The organism is Desulfosarcina sp., assembly GCF_046496365.1.
Lineage (GTDB): Bacteria > Desulfobacterota > Desulfobacteria > Desulfobacterales > Desulfosarcinaceae > Desulfosarcina.
Map to the genome: position 1 here is coordinate 1 of NZ_JAWOHB010000057.1, position 18,242 is coordinate 18,242.

13 protein-coding genes are annotated in these 18,242 nt (G+C 57.0%); 6 read left to right on the forward strand and 7 right to left on the reverse strand.

The annotated features are described in order from the left end of the window. Nucleotides 1-1,294: PAS domain S-box protein (locus R6V78_RS04345; RefSeq protein WP_410288107.1), on the reverse strand; the 1,294-nt coding region annotated here is incomplete at its 3' end. A gap of 226 nt (nucleotides 1,295-1,520) precedes the next feature. Between R6V78_RS04345 and R6V78_RS04350 the strand changes: the two genes are divergently transcribed. Beyond that, on the forward strand, nucleotides 1,521-3,128 hold the full coding sequence (locus R6V78_RS04350) for a fumarate hydratase (RefSeq protein WP_410288108.1): 1,608 nt from the start codon (nucleotides 1,521-1,523) through the stop codon (nucleotides 3,126-3,128). Between the two features lies 1 nt (nucleotide 3,129). Here the strand turns inward: R6V78_RS04350 and R6V78_RS04355 are convergent, their stop codons facing one another. From R6V78_RS04355 to R6V78_RS04380, 6 genes are all read right to left on the reverse strand, one after another. After that, complete coding sequence (locus R6V78_RS04355; RefSeq protein WP_410288109.1) at nucleotides 3,130-3,840, reverse strand: FadR/GntR family transcriptional regulator; 711 nt, start codon at nucleotides 3,838-3,840, stop codon at nucleotides 3,130-3,132. A 101-nt stretch (nucleotides 3,841-3,941) separates the two neighbouring features. Continuing rightward, entirely contained in the window at nucleotides 3,942-4,409 is a 468-nt protein-coding gene (locus R6V78_RS04360; RefSeq protein WP_410288110.1) for an HPP family protein, read from the reverse strand. 127 nt (nucleotides 4,410-4,536) lie between these two features. Beyond that, nucleotides 4,537-4,845 (reverse strand): antibiotic biosynthesis monooxygenase family protein, encoded by a 309-nt coding sequence (locus R6V78_RS04365; RefSeq protein WP_410288111.1) that lies wholly within the window; start codon nucleotides 4,843-4,845, stop codon nucleotides 4,537-4,539. Between the two features lie 107 nt (nucleotides 4,846-4,952). Continuing rightward, nucleotides 4,953-6,254 carry a sodium ion-translocating decarboxylase subunit beta gene (locus tag R6V78_RS04370; RefSeq protein WP_410288112.1) on the reverse strand — a complete coding sequence of 434 codons (1,302 nt, stop codon included), beginning with the start codon at nucleotides 6,252-6,254 and terminating at the stop codon, nucleotides 4,953-4,955. A gap of 13 nt (nucleotides 6,255-6,267) precedes the next feature. After that, entirely contained in the window at nucleotides 6,268-8,052 is a 1,785-nt protein-coding gene (locus R6V78_RS04375; RefSeq protein WP_410288113.1) for a biotin/lipoyl-containing protein, read from the reverse strand. 78 nt (nucleotides 8,053-8,130) lie between these two features. Continuing rightward, a complete protein-coding gene (locus R6V78_RS04380; protein ID WP_410288114.1) occupies nucleotides 8,131-8,385 on the reverse strand; it encodes an OadG family transporter subunit in 255 nt (84 codons plus the stop codon). Between the two features lie 449 nt (nucleotides 8,386-8,834). Between R6V78_RS04380 and R6V78_RS04385 the strand changes: the two genes are divergently transcribed. The 5 genes from R6V78_RS04385 to R6V78_RS04405 all read left to right on the forward strand — a co-directional run bounded on the left by R6V78_RS04385 (nucleotide 8,835) and on the right by R6V78_RS04405 (nucleotide 18,158). Continuing rightward, the gene (locus R6V78_RS04385; RefSeq protein ID WP_410288115.1) at nucleotides 8,835-10,997 is read left to right on the forward strand and encodes an acetate--CoA ligase family protein; all 2,163 of its coding nucleotides are present in this window, start codon (nucleotides 8,835-8,837) and stop codon (nucleotides 10,995-10,997) included. A gap of 77 nt (nucleotides 10,998-11,074) precedes the next feature. Continuing rightward, nucleotides 11,075-12,961, forward strand: coding sequence for a GNAT family N-acetyltransferase (locus R6V78_RS04390; protein WP_410288116.1), 1,887 nt, complete (start codon nucleotides 11,075-11,077; stop codon nucleotides 12,959-12,961). Between the two features lie 340 nt (nucleotides 12,962-13,301). Further along, entirely contained in the window at nucleotides 13,302-16,949 is a 3,648-nt protein-coding gene (gene nifJ, locus R6V78_RS04395) for a pyruvate:ferredoxin (flavodoxin) oxidoreductase (protein ID WP_410288117.1), read from the forward strand. 228 nt (nucleotides 16,950-17,177) lie between these two features. Further along, nucleotides 17,178-17,933 (forward strand): nickel pincer cofactor biosynthesis protein LarB, encoded by a 756-nt coding sequence (gene larB, locus R6V78_RS04400; protein ID WP_410288118.1) that lies wholly within the window; start codon nucleotides 17,178-17,180, stop codon nucleotides 17,931-17,933. 51 nt (nucleotides 17,934-17,984) lie between these two features. After that, nucleotides 17,985-18,158 carry a hypothetical protein gene (locus R6V78_RS04405; RefSeq protein ID WP_410288119.1) on the forward strand — a complete coding sequence of 58 codons (174 nt, stop codon included), beginning with the start codon at nucleotides 17,985-17,987 and terminating at the stop codon, nucleotides 18,156-18,158. The last annotated feature ends 84 nt before the right edge of the window (nucleotides 18,159-18,242 follow it).

Genomic DNA, 18,242 nt, shown 5'->3' on the forward strand with positions numbered 1-18,242 from the left:
CCCGAAAAATGAGAACGACGCCGATGACATCGCCATTTTCACTTCGGATGGGCGCCGCACTGTCATCAATAAAGTATTCCGTTCCGTCTTTGGAAATCAGGATCGTGTGTTTTGCCAGACCGACCCTGCCACCCGCTTTGAGAACCTTGAGGGCGGGGTTTTCCATCCGGTTGCGTGTCTTTTCATGATAGATGGCAAAGATTTTATCCAGAGGGTTGCCTCTGGCTTCGGATAAGCGCCATCCGGTCAATGCTTCGGCAACCGGATTCATGAGCAGAACCCTTCCTCCCCTGTCGGTGGTGATCACGGCATCGCCGATGGCGTCGAGGGTCGTCGCCAGGTACTCTTCGCTGATGCGGAGTTGTTCCTCTTTGACCTTCAGGTGGGTAATATCCGTAAAAACAGTTGCGAATTGACCCTTGCGGGGTGAGAAGACGGAAACCAGAAGGTGTTTGTCCATGGGCGCCCAATGGATTTCAAAGGATGTGGGGGCTCCCGTTTCAGCCACCTGGGCATAGGTGTCCAGGAAGGGGGCGTCGTCGACCCCATAGACTTCCGTGGCCCGTCTGCCGGCGATGGCTTCCCTTTTCAGGCCGGTGATGCGTTCATAGGCGACGTTGACCTCCAGCAGCCGATAGTCGACCGGTTGGCCGGCAGCATCCAAAGTGATCTCGTGAAGACAAACGCCTTCATTCATGGCTGCATAAAGCTTGCGGAATCGGTCTTCACTCTCGATGAGGGACTGTCCGGATCGCCGCCGGTCATCTTCAAGCCTGGTCTTCATCAGGGCGATGGCCGCGAATTCAGCACAGATCGATGCGATCGCCGCATCCCTGGGGGTGAAATCAACCGGTTTGTTGGCCAGGATGAGCAACCCGACCACGTGTTGGCCGATAGCCATGGGGGCGAACATCACATTTTTCAGTTCGACGTGCCCTGCGGGCATAAAGCCGGCCGACCGGCTGCTGGCAAAATCGTTGGCATAGACCGTCTTTCCATCCCGATACGCCTCGGCCCGCAGTCCGCGTATGGGCAGCTGGGGGGCAACTGCGCAGGGCATCCCGCCGGTATCCAGAAAAAGCACTTCATTCTCGGCGGCGTCTTCCGAAAGCAGGGCCACATATCCGGCTGTCGCGCCCGCCGCCTCCTTGCAGGCCTTGAAAATGGACCTGGCCGCTTCATCGAAGCCCTGGTCAGCCAAAACGATGGCGCTGCATTTTTTCAGGACGGCCAGTTCCGCCTCAAGCGACCCGATCTTCTTTTGCAATTCATGCGCTGAATGGTGAGTCGTCATTTTTCCTGACCTGCGGCTTTAAGGTTGCCCTTTTTGTCTTGACAATACCGAAGCCCACCAATTAAATCAATGCGCTTTCGCATTTCAGCGCCGCCACCGGACGCTGGCCGGTTTGAACGAAAACCCTATTCCGGAAAAATGAAGTCAGACAAGCGTGCGCGGGAGATAGCGCGGGTTTTAGGTCATGGATCAGCCTGTTTGCATGAGACGATAAGGAGATTGAACCGTGCTCGAATTCACGTATGAAGAACTGCTGCCCCTGGGCAAGGACAATACCCCCTACCGGCTGCTCACCACCGACCACGTCTCCACGGCCCGGTTCGAAGGACAGTCCGTACTCAAGGTCGCATCCGAAGGGCTGGAACTGTTGGCCGAGACCGCCTTCACGGATGTCTCCCACCTGCTGCGGCCGACCCACCTGGCGCAGTTGGAAAAGATCCTCAAGGATCCGCAAAGCTCGGACAACGACCGTTATGTGGCCCTGGAAATGCTCAAAAACGCCGTTATCTCCGCCGAAATGGAATTTCCCATGTGCCAGGATACCGGTACTGCCATCGTCATGGGCAAAAAGGGCCAGTTTGTCTGGACGGGCTTCAGCGATGAACGGGCGCTCTCCAAGGGCGTGTTCAACGCCTATACCAAAGCCAACCTGCGCTATTCCCAGAATGCACCACTGACCATGTACGAAGAGAAAAACACCGGGTGCAATTTGCCGGCCCAGGTGGAGATCTATGCCACCGGAGGCGATGCCTACAAATTCCTTTTCATCGCCAAGGGCGGCGGATCGGCCAACAAGACCTACCTCTTCCAGGAGACCAAGGCCGTGCTCAACCCGGGTACACTGGTGGATTTTCTCACGGCCAAGATGAAGACCCTGGGCACCGCCGCCTGCCCGCCTTACCATCTGGCGTTCGTGGTGGGGGGGACATCGGCGGAGTTCAACCTCAAGACGGTCAAGCTGGCCTCGGCCGGCTATCTGGATGGTCTGCCCACCGCCGGCAGCCAAACCGGGCATGGCTTCCGGGATCTCGAGCTGGAAGCCGAACTGCTGGCGCGGTCCCGGGAACTGGGCATCGGCGCCCAGTTCGGCGGCAGGTATTTCTGCCACGATATTCGCGTGGTGCGGCTGCCGCGCCATGGCGCTTCCTGCCCCATCGGCATGGGCGTCAGTTGCAGCGCGGACCGCAATATCAAGGCCAAGATCAGCGCCGACGGCATCTTTCTGGAGCGGTTGGAAACCGATCCCGCACGCTTTCTCCCCCAACCTCAGGGCTCTGGTGAGGACGCCGTGGCCATTGACCTGAACCAGCCCATGGACAAGATTAGGGCCATCCTCACCCAATATCCGGTGGCCACCCGCCTGAAACTGTCCGGCCGGATCATCGTCGGCCGGGATATCGCCCACGCCAAGCTTAAGGAGCGGCTGGACAGCGGCCAGGGACTGCCCCGGTATCTGAAGGATCACATCATCTATTACGCCGGACCGGCCAAGACCCCCCGAGGCTACGCTTCCGGTTCCTTCGGTCCCACCACCGCCGGACGCATGGATTCCTACGTGCCCATCTTCCAGGCCCGGGGTGCCTCCATGGTCATGCTGGCCAAAGGCAACCGCTCCAAGGCAGTGACGGCGTCGTGTAAGCAATACGGCGGGTTCTACCTGGGCTCCATCGGCGGCCCTGCCGCCCGGCTGGGTAAGGAGTGCATTACGTCGGTGGAGGTGCTGGAGTACCCCGAACTGGGGATGGAGGCGATTTACATGATCACGGTCAAGGATTTTCCGGCGTTTATTCTGGTGGACGACAAGGGCAACGATTTTTTTGAGAAACTGCTGTAAGCTACTCCCCCTGGCCTTCGAAGAAATTGTATACAAAATCGATATGCTGTTTCATGGCCCGCAGGGCGGCTTGAGGGTCGTGATCGCGGATGGCCTGGTAGATGGCCCGGTGCTGGTCGATAATGATGTCGATGTTTCCCGGCACCTCGTAAAGCCCCTCCAGGTTGACCCGGATGCCGGTAAACAGGAAATCGTAGAAATTCTTCATGATGAAGATGTGGAGAGGATTATTCGTGGCATAGGCGATGGCCATGTGAAACGACGCATCCGCCTCCGAACCCAGTCTGCCGGATTTGACTTCATTTTGCATCTCGGCGATGCTTTCCTCCATAAACCGCAGGTCCTTTTCCACGGCCCGGGAGGCGGCCATGGCTGCCGCGTTGCACTCCAGCCCCATGCGGACTTCCAAAAGGTCGCTGATAGAGGCATCCTGGCTTTCCACCATGTTGGCCAGGATGTTTTTCTCCCGTGATTCAGGCGACCGCACGAAGGTGCCCTGGCCCTGTTTCTGTTCCAGCAGGCCCATGACAACCAGTTTGTTGGTGGCGTCTCTGACCGAGGTCCGGCTGACACCAAAGGCTTCGGCCAGTTCCCGTTCGGTGAGAATCTTTTCTCCGGCTTTGAATTCACCTCTGAAAATCAGTTCCCGCAACTGGTCGAACACCTGGTCTGAAATCCGTTTGGGTTTAATGGGCTTGAATTTGTGTGGCATGTTTAATGAGCGGCTCCGCGCGGACATGGAGATGGTTCTTAAATTCAATGGGTGCATGTGGCGCAGGTTACGTTCCGGTGTCGGGCGCCGAGGCCGTAAGCCTAAATCGAACTGAAAATATGATAATAAATATCGGATAGATATATAATTCCAATCGGTTTGTTGTGTTCCAGTACGGGCAGGCGACGATACTTGTTTTTGATCATTTGGTCCAGGATAACGATGATATGGTCATCCAACTGCGCACTCATCACGTTCATGCTCATTACCTGTCTGACATTTTTTCCCTTAAGGGCTTCCACCAATCGCCTCAACTGCCCTGTCCACAACAGCGTGTTTGCCTCCACGCTCAGATTCAAAAAATCCGGTCGAAGATGAAAAAGAATGTCATACATGCTGACCACACCGCACAACTGACCAAGATCGTCAACGACCATGAGGCTGATGGTCTTATGGCCCGACTTTCTGACCCTCCCGTTAAGGATCAGCTTGATGGCATTTTCAATGGGCGCATCCTGATGAATTTTATCGAAGGAGACAACCATTACGTCTTTGGCATACATGGTCATGGAATCACTCTTCCTGCCTGTGCGAGACCGGGCTTCAAATCAGGCGCTCTGCGGTTTTACCGACCCTTCAAGGGTGCAGGCCTCGTGTTGATGGCTCGCCGGGATGGCATGCACGTTCAACGCTGCGTCAGTCGTAGGAGTAAACCCTGTATTCGGTCGTTGCTCCTAAGACGGCATCGATCTTGTTCTCCACGACCTCCCGTTCCTTGTTGGCAAACCACCGCTCCCAGTCATCAACCGATTTCCAGGTGCTGATTACCAAAAATTCATACGGGTCCGCCACATTGCGCATGGTCTCCCCCGAGATGTATCCGGGTTGACGAAAAGCCAGCTTCCTTGCCTCGACAAGCAATGGGCCTATCTGGGGCAGCAGGCCGGCTTCCATTCCGCCATACAGGCGGGGCATTTTTCTGAACATGAGCACGCGTATTGACATTCTTGCCTCCGATGAATTTAACCTGGTCCTTACATGTCTGCGGTCAGTTAGAAGTCGGTAAAATTTTGGGTCAATCGCACCTCGGCAGTTTAGCTTATCAGGCCGGATTATACCATAAGATTTTTTAATGTCAGCAACACGCCGGCTGCCACCGCCGAGCCGATCACCCCGGCGACGTTCGGCCCCATGGCGAACATCAACAGCATGTTTTCGGGGTCTTCCTCCATGCCCATTTTTTGACTGACGCGGGCAGCCATGGGTACTGCAGATACTCCGGCGGAACCAATTAACGGGTTGATTTTATTGATTGAAAATTGGTTCATGAGCTTGGCCATCAATATGCCGGATGCGGTTCCGATGCAAAAGGCAACGATTCCGAGCAACAGGATTCCCAGGGTTTCCAAACTCAGGAAGTTGGCTGCCGACAACCGCGAACCGACCCCCAGTCCGAGAAATATCGTGACGATGTTGATCAAGGTGTTTTGGGTGGTTTTGGAAAGGCGGTCGACGACACCGCACTCTCGCATCAGGTTCCCAAACATGAAAAACCCAATCAGTGGCGCGGCCGACGGCAATAAAAACATGCACAGCCCAAGGGTGGTCAGCGGAAAGATAATCTTTTCCACTTTTCCCACATAACGTAATTGGGTCATGCGGATTTTGCGTTCATCGGAACTGGTCAACGCCCTCATGATTGGAGGCTGAATGATGGGAACCAGGGCCATATAGGAATAGGCGGCCACAGCAATGGCGCCCAGCAGGTCTGGGGAGAGCTGGCTGGCCAGAAAAATCGCCGTGGGGCCGTCGGCTCCGCCGATAATACCGATGGATGCCGCGTCAAAAAGATCAAAATTGATTCCGGGGACGATTTCAGACAGGATCAGTGCGCCGATGAGGGTGCTGAAGATGCCGAACTGCGCGGCCGCTCCCAAAAGGGCGGTCTTGGGATTGGCGATCATGGGGCCGAAATCGGTCATGGCGCCGACCCCCATGAAGACCAGAAGCGGGAAGACACCTGTTTTTATTCCGATTTCATAGATGTAGTAGATGATGCCTCCCGGCTCGGTGATGCCTGCCAGGGGAATATTGGCCAGGATGCATCCAAAGCCCATGGGCAAAAGGAGCAGGGGTTCGAAGCGTTTGCCGATGGCCAGATACAACATCAACAGACCGATCGCGACCATTAACAGCCTGCCGATACCCTCGGTCCATAATCCGGACACCGGGAAAAGGTAGGCGAACAGCCCCGTGGTCTTGATGAACTCAATCACCATGGCACCCATGGGAGCCATTTCAGTCTGTGCGGCGGTTTCCCCCGGCGAGGAGGTGGCGGCCAGGGCCAGGGTGGAAATGATCAACAGCGCAACTACGACTGCCAAACCAATGGCTGACTTTTTATAGTGTATCATCGGGTCTCCTGGCCTATGCAATCGTTGCGACCAGTTGTTCGGGTTTGACGACTTGGTTTTTTTCCACTTCGATGGATACCACCTTGCCGTCGCAGGGGGCTACTACCGGGGTTTCCATCTTCATGGCTTCAAGAATCATGAGTGAATCGCCTCGATTGACGTGATCACCGACAGAGACAAAAATTTCGTATACAATGCCCTGTAATTTGGCTTTGACGCCGACCACGTTAACCGGTTTGGCTTCAGCTGCGGGTGCTATCGTTTTAACCTCACCGGTGGCCGCTTCCACCTTGACCTGGTAGGTTTTGCCTTCTACGGTCACCGTGTAATCGGCGGGCTCGTTCATGGCCGGCGCTGACGCCGTTGCCACGGCCGCAGGAGCCGGCGCGTCCTTTGTGTCGGTAACCTTGCGGACATTAATGGGTTTGTTGCCCCTTAAAAAGTCGAGTCCCTTGTTGCTTCCCTGCGTTTCCAGTGCGCCCACAATGAAAATGTTTTCGTCGTTGACCGGCAGGCCGTGTTTCTCAAGAATCGCCTTGGCTTTGGGAATACCGGGTTCAAGGATGTCCAGCGGGTCTCCTGTGAACACGGGTTTGCCAAGCTGATCCTGGGCAAGCTTGACGATTTCCGGATCCGGTGGCACGGGTGTGCGACCGAAGTAACCCAGCACCATCTTGCCATAGCCGTCGGTTATTTTTTTCCAGGGCCCCTGGGTCACATTGGTGTAGGCCTGCTGGAAATAAAACTGCGATACGGGGGTCACCGAGGTGCCGAACCCGCCGCGGGCCACGCATTCGGACATGGCCTCGATCACCTTGGGGTAGAGGTCCAGCGTGCCGGTGTCGCGCATCATCATGGTGTTGGCCGTCAAGGCACCCCCGGGCATGGGCGAAAGGATCACCTCAGACGAGATTTTCTGCGACTCAGGGGGAAAAAAGTAGTCCTTTAGGCATTCCTGAAGGACTAGGTTGGCCTGCATAATTTTGGTCACGTCGATATCCAAGGTATAATCGGTCCCCTTCAGTGCATGCCACAAAGAGAGCATATCCGGTTGGCAGGTTCCGCCGGACAGGGGGGAGCGCGCCAAGTCCACGCCGTCGCAGCCGGCCTCGATGGCGGCTTTGTACTGGGTGATGCCCACACCGGCGGTTTCATGGGTATGGGCCCAGATGATGGCATCCTTGCCCAGCAGCTTGCGCGCTGCCTTGATGGTCTCGTAAAACTTGTTGGGATTGGATGTTCCGGAAGCATCCTTGAAGCAGATGGAATCATAGGGAAGTCCGGCGTCCAATATTTCCCGAAGGGTTTTAATGTAAAACGGGGCATCGTGGGCGCCTGAACAGCCCGGCGGCAGTTCCATCATCGTGACGGATACCTGATGGTGCAATCCGGCATTGGTAATGCATTTTCCCGAATAAATGAGGTTTCGAACGTCATTGAGGGCATCGAAATTGCGGATGTGCGTCATTCCATGCTTCTTAAACATGCGGGCATGCAGATCGATCATATCTCTGGGCTGAGCGGACAGCGCCACCACATTGATACCCCTTGCAAGGGTCTGAAGGCTTGCAGCCGGTCCTGCTGCTGCACGAAACCGGTCCATCATATCAAAAGCGGATTCACCACAGTACATGAACAGCGCCTGAAAGCGCGCCCCACCGCCGGCCTCGATATGTTCAATGCCGGCATGCACAGCGGCTTCGATGGCAGGGATGAAATCATCAGTCAGTGCACGGGCCCCGAATACCGATTGGAATCCATCCCGCAATGAGGTATCCATATAACGAATGTTTTTCATGATTGATACTGTCTCCAAGAATTTAAATGATTAACGATGACGACTGCGTCAGTCAAAACAACCGTGCATGGATAGGCATCAACCAACGATGCGTGTCCGGGAGCGATGGGTGGCAATCGCCGCGCTGATAATGGCAATCAGCAACTTGTCATCCGTTTCGACAAAAGCGCGCTTTCTTTTTTTCAGTTCGGCGGACTCCATTGCGGCCAGCTCCCTGGCACTGCCTGCGGACAACATGCGGAAGGAAAGCTTGATTAACAGGATCAATGCCACGAGAAATAAAAATACCACCATCATGCCCAATAAGGTCAGTTTTAGTCCGGCAACAATCATTTCGAGTCCTCTAAGGTTGTGTCCGATGGGTTGCGCCCAGCCATGGCCTGAAATTGAATCCGCCGGCCGGGGATGGACGCCGGCAGCAGTTCAGATCTGGCAGTGAAAAATCTCCTCAGACCCGTGGCAAGATATCAATGCCATTGAAATTAGTCAATTCGGGAAATTATGATTCGCTTGTAAGAATTTTTCTGACACGACTGCGCGTGAACGTCAAAGGTCGTACCAATTATTGATCCGCTGATCAGAAGCCCTTGTTTTCGGACGGACGCAACGGTTCTTAAGTATTCGACAATTCTTTTTTATCAACCCGCGTTAAAGCAAAGCCCGCCAGCGGCACGATTGCTTGGATCTTGACACTTTCGGAGGTCCCATATATTAATGGTATAACCAATTTTAATTTTGACAATGGCTTAACCAGCCCAACCCGAAGAAGGCAGGTATTGCGCATGGAAGGTCTAGATGCATTGTTCAACCCGACTTCAGTGGCGGTGGTGGGCGCCTCCAGCAGTCCGGGAAAAGTCGGCCACGATATCTTTGTCAACATCCTGAAAGGGGGCTTTACCGGCACCCTTTACCCGGTCAACCCCAGAGCCAAGTCCATTGCCTGCGTGCGCGCCTACGCGGACCTTAAGGATATCCCGGACCCCATTGACCTGGCCATTATCATCCTGCCGCCGAAGCATGCGGAGACGGCCATCAGGCATGCCATCGACAAGGGTGTCAAGGCCGTGGTCATCGTCTCTGCGGGATTCAAGGAGGTGGGCGGCGAAGGTCTGAAGATTGAAAGGCGAATCGTGGCCATGTGCCGGGAAGCCGGTGTGCGGGTGGTCGGCCCCAACTGTTTAGGGGTGATCAATCCCATGGCCGATGTGCGGCTCAACGCCAGTTTCTCGGCGCGCATGCCGGCGGCGGGCAATATCTCCTTTATCTCGCAAAGCGGCGCACTGTGCACGGCGGTGCTTGACTTTGCGGCCGACAAGGATTTTGGATTTTCCAAATTCGTCTCCATCGGCAACAAGGCGGATGTGGATGAATTGGATCTGCTGCGTTATTTTCACGCCGATCCTGAAACCGAAGTGATTATGCTTTACATCGAAGAGCTGCAGCGCGGGTCCGAGTTCATCCAGGTGGTCAAAGAGATCACCGGCGGGGAACGGCCCACGCCGGTGCTGGCCATCAAATCCGGCCGCACCAGTGCGGGGGCCCTGGCAGCTGCCTCCCACACCGGATCGCTGGCGGGCAGTGAAGCGGTGTATGATGCCATCTTTGCCCAGAGCGGCATTATCCGGGTGGACTCGATCAACGAGCTGTTTGATTTTGGCATCGCCTTCGCCTATAAAAATGAGAGCGCCCTGGGCAAGATGCGGCGCAAGGTGCCCCTGGGCAACCGGGTGGCCATTGTCACCAATGCCGGCGGTCCCGGTATTGTGGCCACGGACATGACCGTTTCGTCCGGGCTCGAACTGGCCGCATTCAGCGAAGACACCATCGACGTACTCAAAAGCCATCTACCCCTGACCGCCAACGTGAACAATCCCGTGGACGTTATCGGCGATGCAGCCCAGGACCGCTATGAAAACGCCCTATCCGCGGTTATCAAGGATGAGGGCGTGGACGGTGCCCTGGTGATCCTCACCCCCCAGAGCATGACCAACGCCATCGGTACGGCCGAGGCCATCGTGCGCATTGCCCGGCGCTCACACAAACCCATCTTGTGCTGTTTCATGGGGATCATCGACGTGTCCGCCGGCGTTAAGCATTTGCAGGAGAGCGGGGTTCCCGTCTACCGTTTTCCCGAAAGCGCGGCCAAGGCATTCGGGGCCCTCTACCGTTATTCCCGCTGGCTTAACCGCCAGCAGCTGGCACCCTTTCCGGTCACACACGATAAAAAACGCGCGGCGGAGATCATTGCCGGCGCAATGGACCAGGGTAAAACCTACATCGGTGAGATCGGCGGCACCGAATTGCTCAAATGCTATGGATTCAACGTGCTGCCCACGGTCCTGGCCGCCAGCGAGACCGAGGCCGGGGACGCCGCCGACCGGATGGGGTATCCAGTGGCGATGAAGATTGTATCACCCCAGATCATCCACAAGTCTGATGCCGGCGGGGTTATTGTGGGGCCGGACAGCCGCGGGTCGGTGACCGCTGCCTATGCCACCATTGTAGACAACGCCAAAAAATTCAACCCGGATGCTGAAATCACTGGCGTTCTCATTCAGCGGCTGGCGCCCAAAGGCCACGAGGTCATTCTGGGCATGACACGTTATCCCATATTCGGCCCGCTGATCATGTTCGGCATCGGCGGCATCTTCGTGGAGGTGTTTCAGGATGTCGCCTTCCGGCTGGCGCCCTTGACGCGCAACGGTGCCCGCAACATGGTGCGCAGCATCAAGGGCCACAAATTGCTTTCCGGGTTTCGCGGTGCGCCGAAGACCGACATCGGCACCATTGAACGCATGCTGGTGGGGCTGTCCGATCTGGTGCTGGACCATCCGGAGATCAAAGAGCTGGACATCAACCCCCTGCTCGTTCACACGGAAGGGGAGGGTGTCACCGTGGCGGACTGCCGGTTCATTCTCGAAAAACAGGAAAACCACAGCAGCTGATCAACCGAGCGGTTGGATCTTCAAGCGATGGGTTGCCCATCTGAATCGACAGCGATCATTTTAACAGGAGGCAGGCGATGAGACGGTCATTGTACTGGGCTGACAGTTTTGTGGAAAAACAGCGCACGGCGGAGCAGGCCATTGCCATGATCCGCCCCGGCAAACGGGTGTTTATCAGCAGTGCCTGCGGCGAACCCCAAGCGCTGGTCCGGGCGTTGTCCGCTGCTGCCGTCAGGATCAGCGGACTGGAAATCGTCCGTCTCATGAGCCGCGAGACCACCTCCCTTTCCGAAATCGCAGACAAGACCCGTGACCACAGCCTCAACATTCGGACGATCTACCTGGGATCGGCGGATACGGAAGCCATTGCCCGCCACATGCGCTTCATTACGCCCATCAACATGTCCGAGGTGCCCGGATTGTTCCTCTCCCGGAAACTGCCCATTCACGTAGCCCTGGTCCAGGTATCACCTCCCGACGATTTCGGCTGGATGAGCCTGGGCGTCTCCGTGGATGTCACCCTGGCCGCCGCCCAGAGCGCCGACCTGGTCATTGCCCAGGTGAATCCGAAAATGCCCCGCACCATGGGACAGAGCTTCATTCATGTCAACAATGTCCATGTGATGGTGGAGCATGAAGAACCCATCTTGGCCGTTAACCTGCGCAAACAATCCGGAGCGGCCGAATGGATCGGCAAACACATCGCCCGATTCGTGGATGACGGCTCGACGCTCCAGATCGGGCTGGACGCCGCCTCCCAGGCCACTGTCAAGGCGCTGGCCGACAAGAACGATCTGGGGTTTCATTCCCAGTACATCACCGATGATGTCATGCACCTGTATGCATCGGGGGTGATTACCAACCGCAAGAAGGGACTCAATGAAGGCAAACTGGTGGCTTCATGCGCCATCGGCAGCCAGAACCTGTACGAGTTTCTGCACGACAACCCGGGCGTCGATTTCAGGCCCTCGGACTATGTCAACGATCCCTTCATCATCGCCCAGCATAACCGCATGATCTCCATGAACGTGGCCCACACCATTGACCTCACGGGACAGGTGACGGCCGAGGCCTCCGAACACACCTTTTTCGCCGGTGTTTCCGGTATTCCCGATTTCGTGCGCGGTGCCAAACGGTCCAAGGGCGGCAAATCCATTCTCATGCTCTACTCCGCCTCTCGGGATGGAAAACAAAGCAATGTCGTGCCGTCTCTGAAGGGGTCTGCCGTGGTGGTCCCCAGGGGCGACGTGCAGTACGTGGTTACCGAATACGGGGCGGTGAATCTGTTCGGCAAAAGCCTTCAGGAACGCGTACTGGCCATGATCGGTATCGCTCACCCCGACCATCGTGACCAGTTGTTTTCGGCAGCCAAGGAGATGCGCCTCATCGGCAGCGAGCGCCACCTGGGGGAGGCCACCAAGGGCATCTACCCCATCCATCTGGAAGAGACCATCGTGCGCGACGGCGAAGAGATCACCATCCGGCCGTCCAAGCCGGTGGATGAGCGCCGGATCCAGGAGCACTACTACAGTCTGGACAAAAAGGATGTGCAGCTGCGGTTTTTCCATGAAAAACTCAGTTTTGACCGCAGCGATGTGGAAACGCGTTCCCAGATCGATTATATCAAGGACCTTACCCTGGTGGCGGTGGTGGGCGAGTTCGGCTTCGGTAAGGTCGTGGGGGTTGGAGAATATCTGCTGCTTATCGACGCCAACATCGCCGAAGTGGCGTTTTCCATCTCCAAGGAATACCAGGGCAAAGGCCTGGGCAAACTGTTTATCCGCAAGCTGGCCCGAGCCGCGCGTGAAAACGGTATTTCCGGCCTGGTGGCCTATACCTCGCCCCAGAACAAGGCCATGATCGGCCTGTTCAAGACGCTGCCCTACAAAGTGAAAACGTCTTTCGACGGGGAGTCTCTGATGCTCAAGTGCCGGTTCGATGAGCTGGCTGAAACGGTCCGTTGATCGCCGCAGCATGCCGGGTTAAAAAGGTGTGCAATTCTGACCGCTGCCGTCGTGATGTCGTTGTGCCGGGGGCTGCGCCCGAAAGCTGCAGTAACACTGAATCTTTCATAAAATCGAAATGTTGGCGGCTTACCGACCCAGGCTAATTAATCCTTGTCAAGTTTGACTCAATATGTTTAGAATAATTCCTTTTTTCATCAGAAAATACAGTAAAATTGTTGGCAATCCTGTTTGCACAGGTGTCGCTTTGCTGTGAAGCACTGGTTTTCTGCGGCGGTTCGCCTGAGACCGACTGCCGCAGCGTCGATTCCGTATTTTAAACTCGTTACAAGGAGCAGTTATGGCAAAAAAAATGAAAACCATCGACGGGAACACCGCAGCCGCCCACGTGGCTTACGCCATGAGCGAGGTCGCGGCCATTTATCCCATCACCCCTTCGTCCCCCATCGGTGAGATATGCGATGAGTGGGCCGCCAACGGCCGCAAGAACGTCTTTGGCCAGACCCTGCTGGTTCGCCAGCTGCAAAGTGAAGCCGGTGCGGCTGCCGCTGTCCACGGTGCCTTGGCCGCCGGTGCGCTGACGTCTACTTATACCGCCTCGCAGGGCTTGCTGCTGATGATTCCCAACATGTACAAGATGTCCGGTGAACTGTTGCCCGGCGTTCTGCACGTTACCGCCAGGGCCATTGCTGCCCACGCCCTGTCGATCTTCGGCGACCACCAGGATGTCATGGCCGTTCGCCAGACGGGTTTTGCGATGCTGGCCTCCGCATCGGTCCAGGAGGTGATGGATCTGGGGTTGGTGTCCCATCTGGCCGCCATCGATTCCAGCCTGCCCTTTCTGCATTTTTTCGATGGATTCAGGACTTCCCACGAGATCCAGAAGATCGAGACCATCGACTATGCAGACATGGCCGCGCTGATCAACATGGAGGCCCTTGAAAATTTCCGTGCCCGTGCGGTGAATCCGGAAGCCCCGGAGCTGCGCGGCACCGCCCAGAACCCTGACATCTACTTCCAGGGACGCGAAGCGGCCAATGTCTATTACCAGGAGCTGCCGGACATCGTTGCCGATTACATGAAAAAAGTTTCCGCCCTTACCGGCCGTAAATACAACCTGTTTGATTACGTGGGCGACCCCAACGCCGACCGCGTGATCGTTTCCATGGGGTCTTCGTGCGAGACCATCGAGGAGGTTGTCAACTACCTCAACGACCGCGGCGATTCCGTGGGTCTGGTCAAGGTGCGTCTGTTCCGTCCCTTCTCCGCCAGGCATCTTTTGTCGGTCATTCCGGCCACTGCGTCACGCATCACCGTTCTCGACCGCACCAAGGAGCCCGGTGCCCTGGGCGATCCGCTGTATCAGGATGTGTGCACGGCTTTCATGGAGCAGGGTGAAATGCCCTCCATCGTCAACGGCCGTTACGGGTTGGGTTCCAAGGAGTTCACGCCTTCCATGGTCAAGGCCGTGTTTGGCAACATGAACGGCATGGCGCCCAAAAATCACTTTACGGTAGGCATCACCGATGACGTCACCCACACCAGCCTGGATGTCGAACCCGGCTTCGATGTGGCGCCCGAAGGCACGGTCCAGTGTAAGTTCTGGGGGCTCGGGGCCGACGGAACTGTCGGCGCCAACAAGAGTGCCATCAAGATCATCGGCGACAATACCGATATGTACGCCCAGGCGTACTTTGCCTATGACTCCAAAAAATCGGGCGGCGTGACCATCTCCCACCTGCGTTTCGGCAAGACGCCCATCAAGTCCACCTACCTGATCGACAGTGCCGATTACATTGCCTGCCATAATCCGGCCTATGTCAACATTTACGACGTGCTGGAGGGCATCAAGACCGGCGGCACCTTCATGCTCAACAGCCCCTGGAGCCTTGCGCAGATGGAAGAGAAGCTGCCGGTGGCCATGCGCCGGACCATCGCCCGCAAAAAGCTCAAGTTCTATAACATCGATGCGGTGAAGATCGCCGGCGATGTGGGTCTGGGTGGTCGCATCAACATGATCATGCAGACCGCCTTTTTCAAAGCGGCCAATGTGATCCCTGTTGACGAGGCCATTGCCTACCTGAAGGACCAGATTCACAAACTGTTCAGCAAAAAGGGCGACAAGATCGTCAACATGAACAACCAGGCTGTGGACAAGACCCTGGATCACCTGGTGGAGGTGAAGGTCCCGCCCGGCTGGGCCGATGCCGGCGTGTCCGCCGCCGCGGCCCTCGACGAGCCCGCCTGGGTGACCGACGTCATGCGGCCCATGCTGGCTCAGCAGGGTGATAAACTGCCGGTGAGCGCCTTTTCCCCGGATGGTATCTTCCCTGTGGGCACCACCCAGTATGAAAAACGCGGTGTGGCCATCAACGTGCCCGAATGGATTATGGAGAACTGTATCCAGTGCAACCAGTGCGCCATGGTCTGTCCCCATGCGGCTATCCGTCCGGTGCTGGTCACCGACGAAGAACTCAAGGATGCGCCAGAGGGGTTCGAAGCCAAAAAAGCCCTGGGCAAGGAGCTCAAGGCGTATAAGTTCCGCATGCAGGTGTTCACCGAGGACTGCATGGGCTGCGGTAATTGTGCGGACATCTGCCCAGCCAAGAAGCCGGCCCTGGTGATGAAGCCTCTGGGCGCCCAGATCAAGCGGCAGGTTCCCTGCCAGCGGTACGCCTCCAGCCTGCCGACCCGTGAAGGCCTGGTGGCCCGCAACTCGGTCAAGGGCAGCCAGTTCTACCAGCCCCTGCTGGAGTTCTCAGGCGCCTGCGCCGGCTGCGGCGAGACGCCCTATGCCAAACTGCTCACCCAGCTGTTCGGCGAACGCATGGTCATCGGCAATGCCACGGGGTGCTCCTCCATCTGGGGCGGCAGTGCACCGGCGATTCCCTACTGCGTCAACGAAGAAGGCTGCGGCCCCACCTGGGGCAACTCCCTGTTCGAAGATCCGGCCGAGTTCACTTACGGCATGTTCCTTGGCCAGCTGCAACAGCGCCAGGTGCTGACCGACCTGGTTGCCGAGGCCATGGCTACGGACATCGATCCCACCCTCAAAGCGGCCATGCAGGGCTGGCTGGAGAACATGAAGGATGCCGACGGCTCCCGACGCTACGGCGACCAGGTGCGAGAGATGCTCTTCGCCTACGAGGGGAATCCCCTGCTGGACAGGATTTCCGGCCTGGCTTCGTATTTCACCAAGCGTTCCTACTGGATTTTTGTGGGCGACGGTTCCGCCTACGACATTTCGTTCGGGGGGATCGACCATATCCTGGCCACCGGTGAAGACATCAACGTGATCGTCTACGACACCGAAGTTTACTCCAACACCGGCGGGCAGAGTTCCAAAGCCACACCCACCGGATCTATCGCCAAGTTTGCCGCCTCCGGCAAAAAGACCGCCAAGAAAGACCTGGGCGGCATGGCCATGACCTACGGCTACGTCTATGTTGCCAGTGTGGGTATGGGGGCCAACAAGCAGCAGTTGATCAAGGCCTTCAGCGAAGCGGAAGGCTACGACGGGCCGTCGTTGATCATGGCCTATGCCCCGTGTATCAACCACGGCATCAAGAAGGGCATGGGAAAAACGCAGGAAGAAACCGACCTGGCTGTCAAAAGCGGCTACTGGCCGCTTTATCGCTACAACCCCATGCTCAAGGCCGAGGGAAAAAATCCCTTTATTCTTGATTCAAAGGACCCGGACGGCAGCCTGCAGACGTTTCTCGCCGGCGAGGTGCGCTACGCCGCCCTGCAGAAAATGTTTCCAGATGAAGCCAAAAAACTGCATACTCGGTTGGAGGCTGAGTTCACCGATCGCTTTGCTGCGCTCAAACGCAAGGCGGAGACCGCGTACGTGCCTGCCCAGCCGTCGGCAGAACTGGCCGTGCCGCCCGAAGGCGGGGCCGACGCCTGTACTTTGGCGGGTACTGCCGAACACGCCGGGCGTGACGGCGCCGGCGAAGCCTGTGATGATGGCAGGGCCGGGAAATAGCGCCTGACCCGACCACCTTGTAAAAACAAAGGGCTGTGTCACTTCCGGGTGCCGGCCCTTTGTTCGTCGGGTGCGCCTGCGTTTCAATCTGCCGAGGATAAATTCGTTGACAGAATCCGGTTCCGGCCGGTAGACGGGAGGTGATTGGCTCCGTGCGCATTGGACAAGGGTTGGTCGCTTTTGGATATGTTGTGGTTTGAGATGGTTACTTTGAGACAGGTCATTTCCATGAATGCAGATGCCTTAAAAGAACTTCTGGAAAATGTAAAAAATGGAAGCCTTCCCGTGGGAAAGGCGTTGGAAAGGCTCAAGGACCTTCCTTATGCGGACATGGGTTATGCCATGGTGGACCACCACCGCGCCCTGCGCAGGGGGCACCCGGAAACTATTTTCAGCCAGGGCAAGACGGTGGATCAAGTCGTGGGCATTGCACGGCGGCTGCTGGAAAAAGACGCCAACATCATGGCCACCCGGGCGGATCAAACGGTCTACGAGGCGCTCAAGACCATCGGCGGCCGGGTGGAATACCACCCGGCCGCTCGCATCGTGGTGATGAACCGCCAGCCGATCACCCCTACGCGTACAAATATCCTGGTGATGTGTGCCGGCACCGCGGACATCCCGGTGGCAGAAGAGGCGGCCGTCACCGCTGAGGTGATGGGCAACCGCGTAGTGCGGCTCACCGATGTGGGCGTGGCCGGTATTCACCGGCTGCTGGCCAACCGCGAGAAAATCCGGACCGCCAGTGTGCTGGTGGTGGTGGCCGGAATGGATGGGGCCCTGCCCAGCGTGGCTGCGGGCCTGACTGACAAACCGGTGATTGCCGTACCCACAAGCATCGGATACGGCGCCAGTTTCGGGGGACTTGCGGCCCTGCTCACCATGCTCAACTCCTGCGCCAACGGCGTCACCGTGGTCAACATCGACAACGGTTACGGCGCCGGATACGCGGCCTCAATGATCAACCGCATCGCCAGCGAATAGGGCGATGATCGACAACCACCGGGTTGACCACCTTGGCTGGAAGGGTTGCCGATGACCTACAACTTCGATCCTGACCGATGGCTGGACAACGAACTGGCCGTGCTTGAATTCGAATTCAAGGCCGGACGGATGAATGCATCGGATTACCAGAGGCAGCAGGACCGGCTTATGGATCGGTATGACGAGATGGTGACGCGCCTGGATGGAAGCTATCGGATGTCATAAGAGCGCGGCGCAAGTAGCGGGCGGAACGCCTGCCCGCTGCCTTGAAGCGTCATGGTGCGCAAATTTCCCGCAACCTTTGGCTTC

Coding starts and splice junctions, on each gene's coding strand:
- R6V78_RS04385 (WP_410288115.1), top strand. CDS start 8,835: ATGGAAGGTCTAGATGCATTGTTCAACCCGACTTCAGTGGCGGTGGTG.
- nifJ (WP_410288117.1), top strand. CDS start 13,302: ATGGCAAAAAAAATGAAAACCATCGACGGGAACACCGCAGCCGCCCAC.
- R6V78_RS04375 (WP_410288113.1), bottom strand. CDS start 8,052: ATGAAAAACATTCGTTATATGGATACCTCATTGCGGGATGGATTCCAA.
- larB (WP_410288118.1), top strand. CDS start 17,178: ATGAATGCAGATGCCTTAAAAGAACTTCTGGAAAATGTAAAAAATGGA.
- R6V78_RS04370 (WP_410288112.1), bottom strand. CDS start 6,254: ATGATACACTATAAAAAGTCAGCCATTGGTTTGGCAGTCGTAGTTGCG.
- R6V78_RS04390 (WP_410288116.1), top strand. CDS start 11,075: ATGAGACGGTCATTGTACTGGGCTGACAGTTTTGTGGAAAAACAGCGC.
- R6V78_RS04355 (WP_410288109.1), bottom strand. CDS start 3,840: ATGCCACACAAATTCAAGCCCATTAAACCCAAACGGATTTCAGACCAG.
- R6V78_RS04365 (WP_410288111.1), bottom strand. CDS start 4,845: ATGTCAATACGCGTGCTCATGTTCAGAAAAATGCCCCGCCTGTATGGC.
- R6V78_RS04405 (WP_410288119.1), top strand. CDS start 17,985: ATGACCTACAACTTCGATCCTGACCGATGGCTGGACAACGAACTGGCC.
- R6V78_RS04360 (WP_410288110.1), bottom strand. CDS start 4,409: ATGACCATGTATGCCAAAGACGTAATGGTTGTCTCCTTCGATAAAATT.
- R6V78_RS04380 (WP_410288114.1), bottom strand. CDS start 8,385: ATGATTGTTGCCGGACTAAAACTGACCTTATTGGGCATGATGGTGGTA.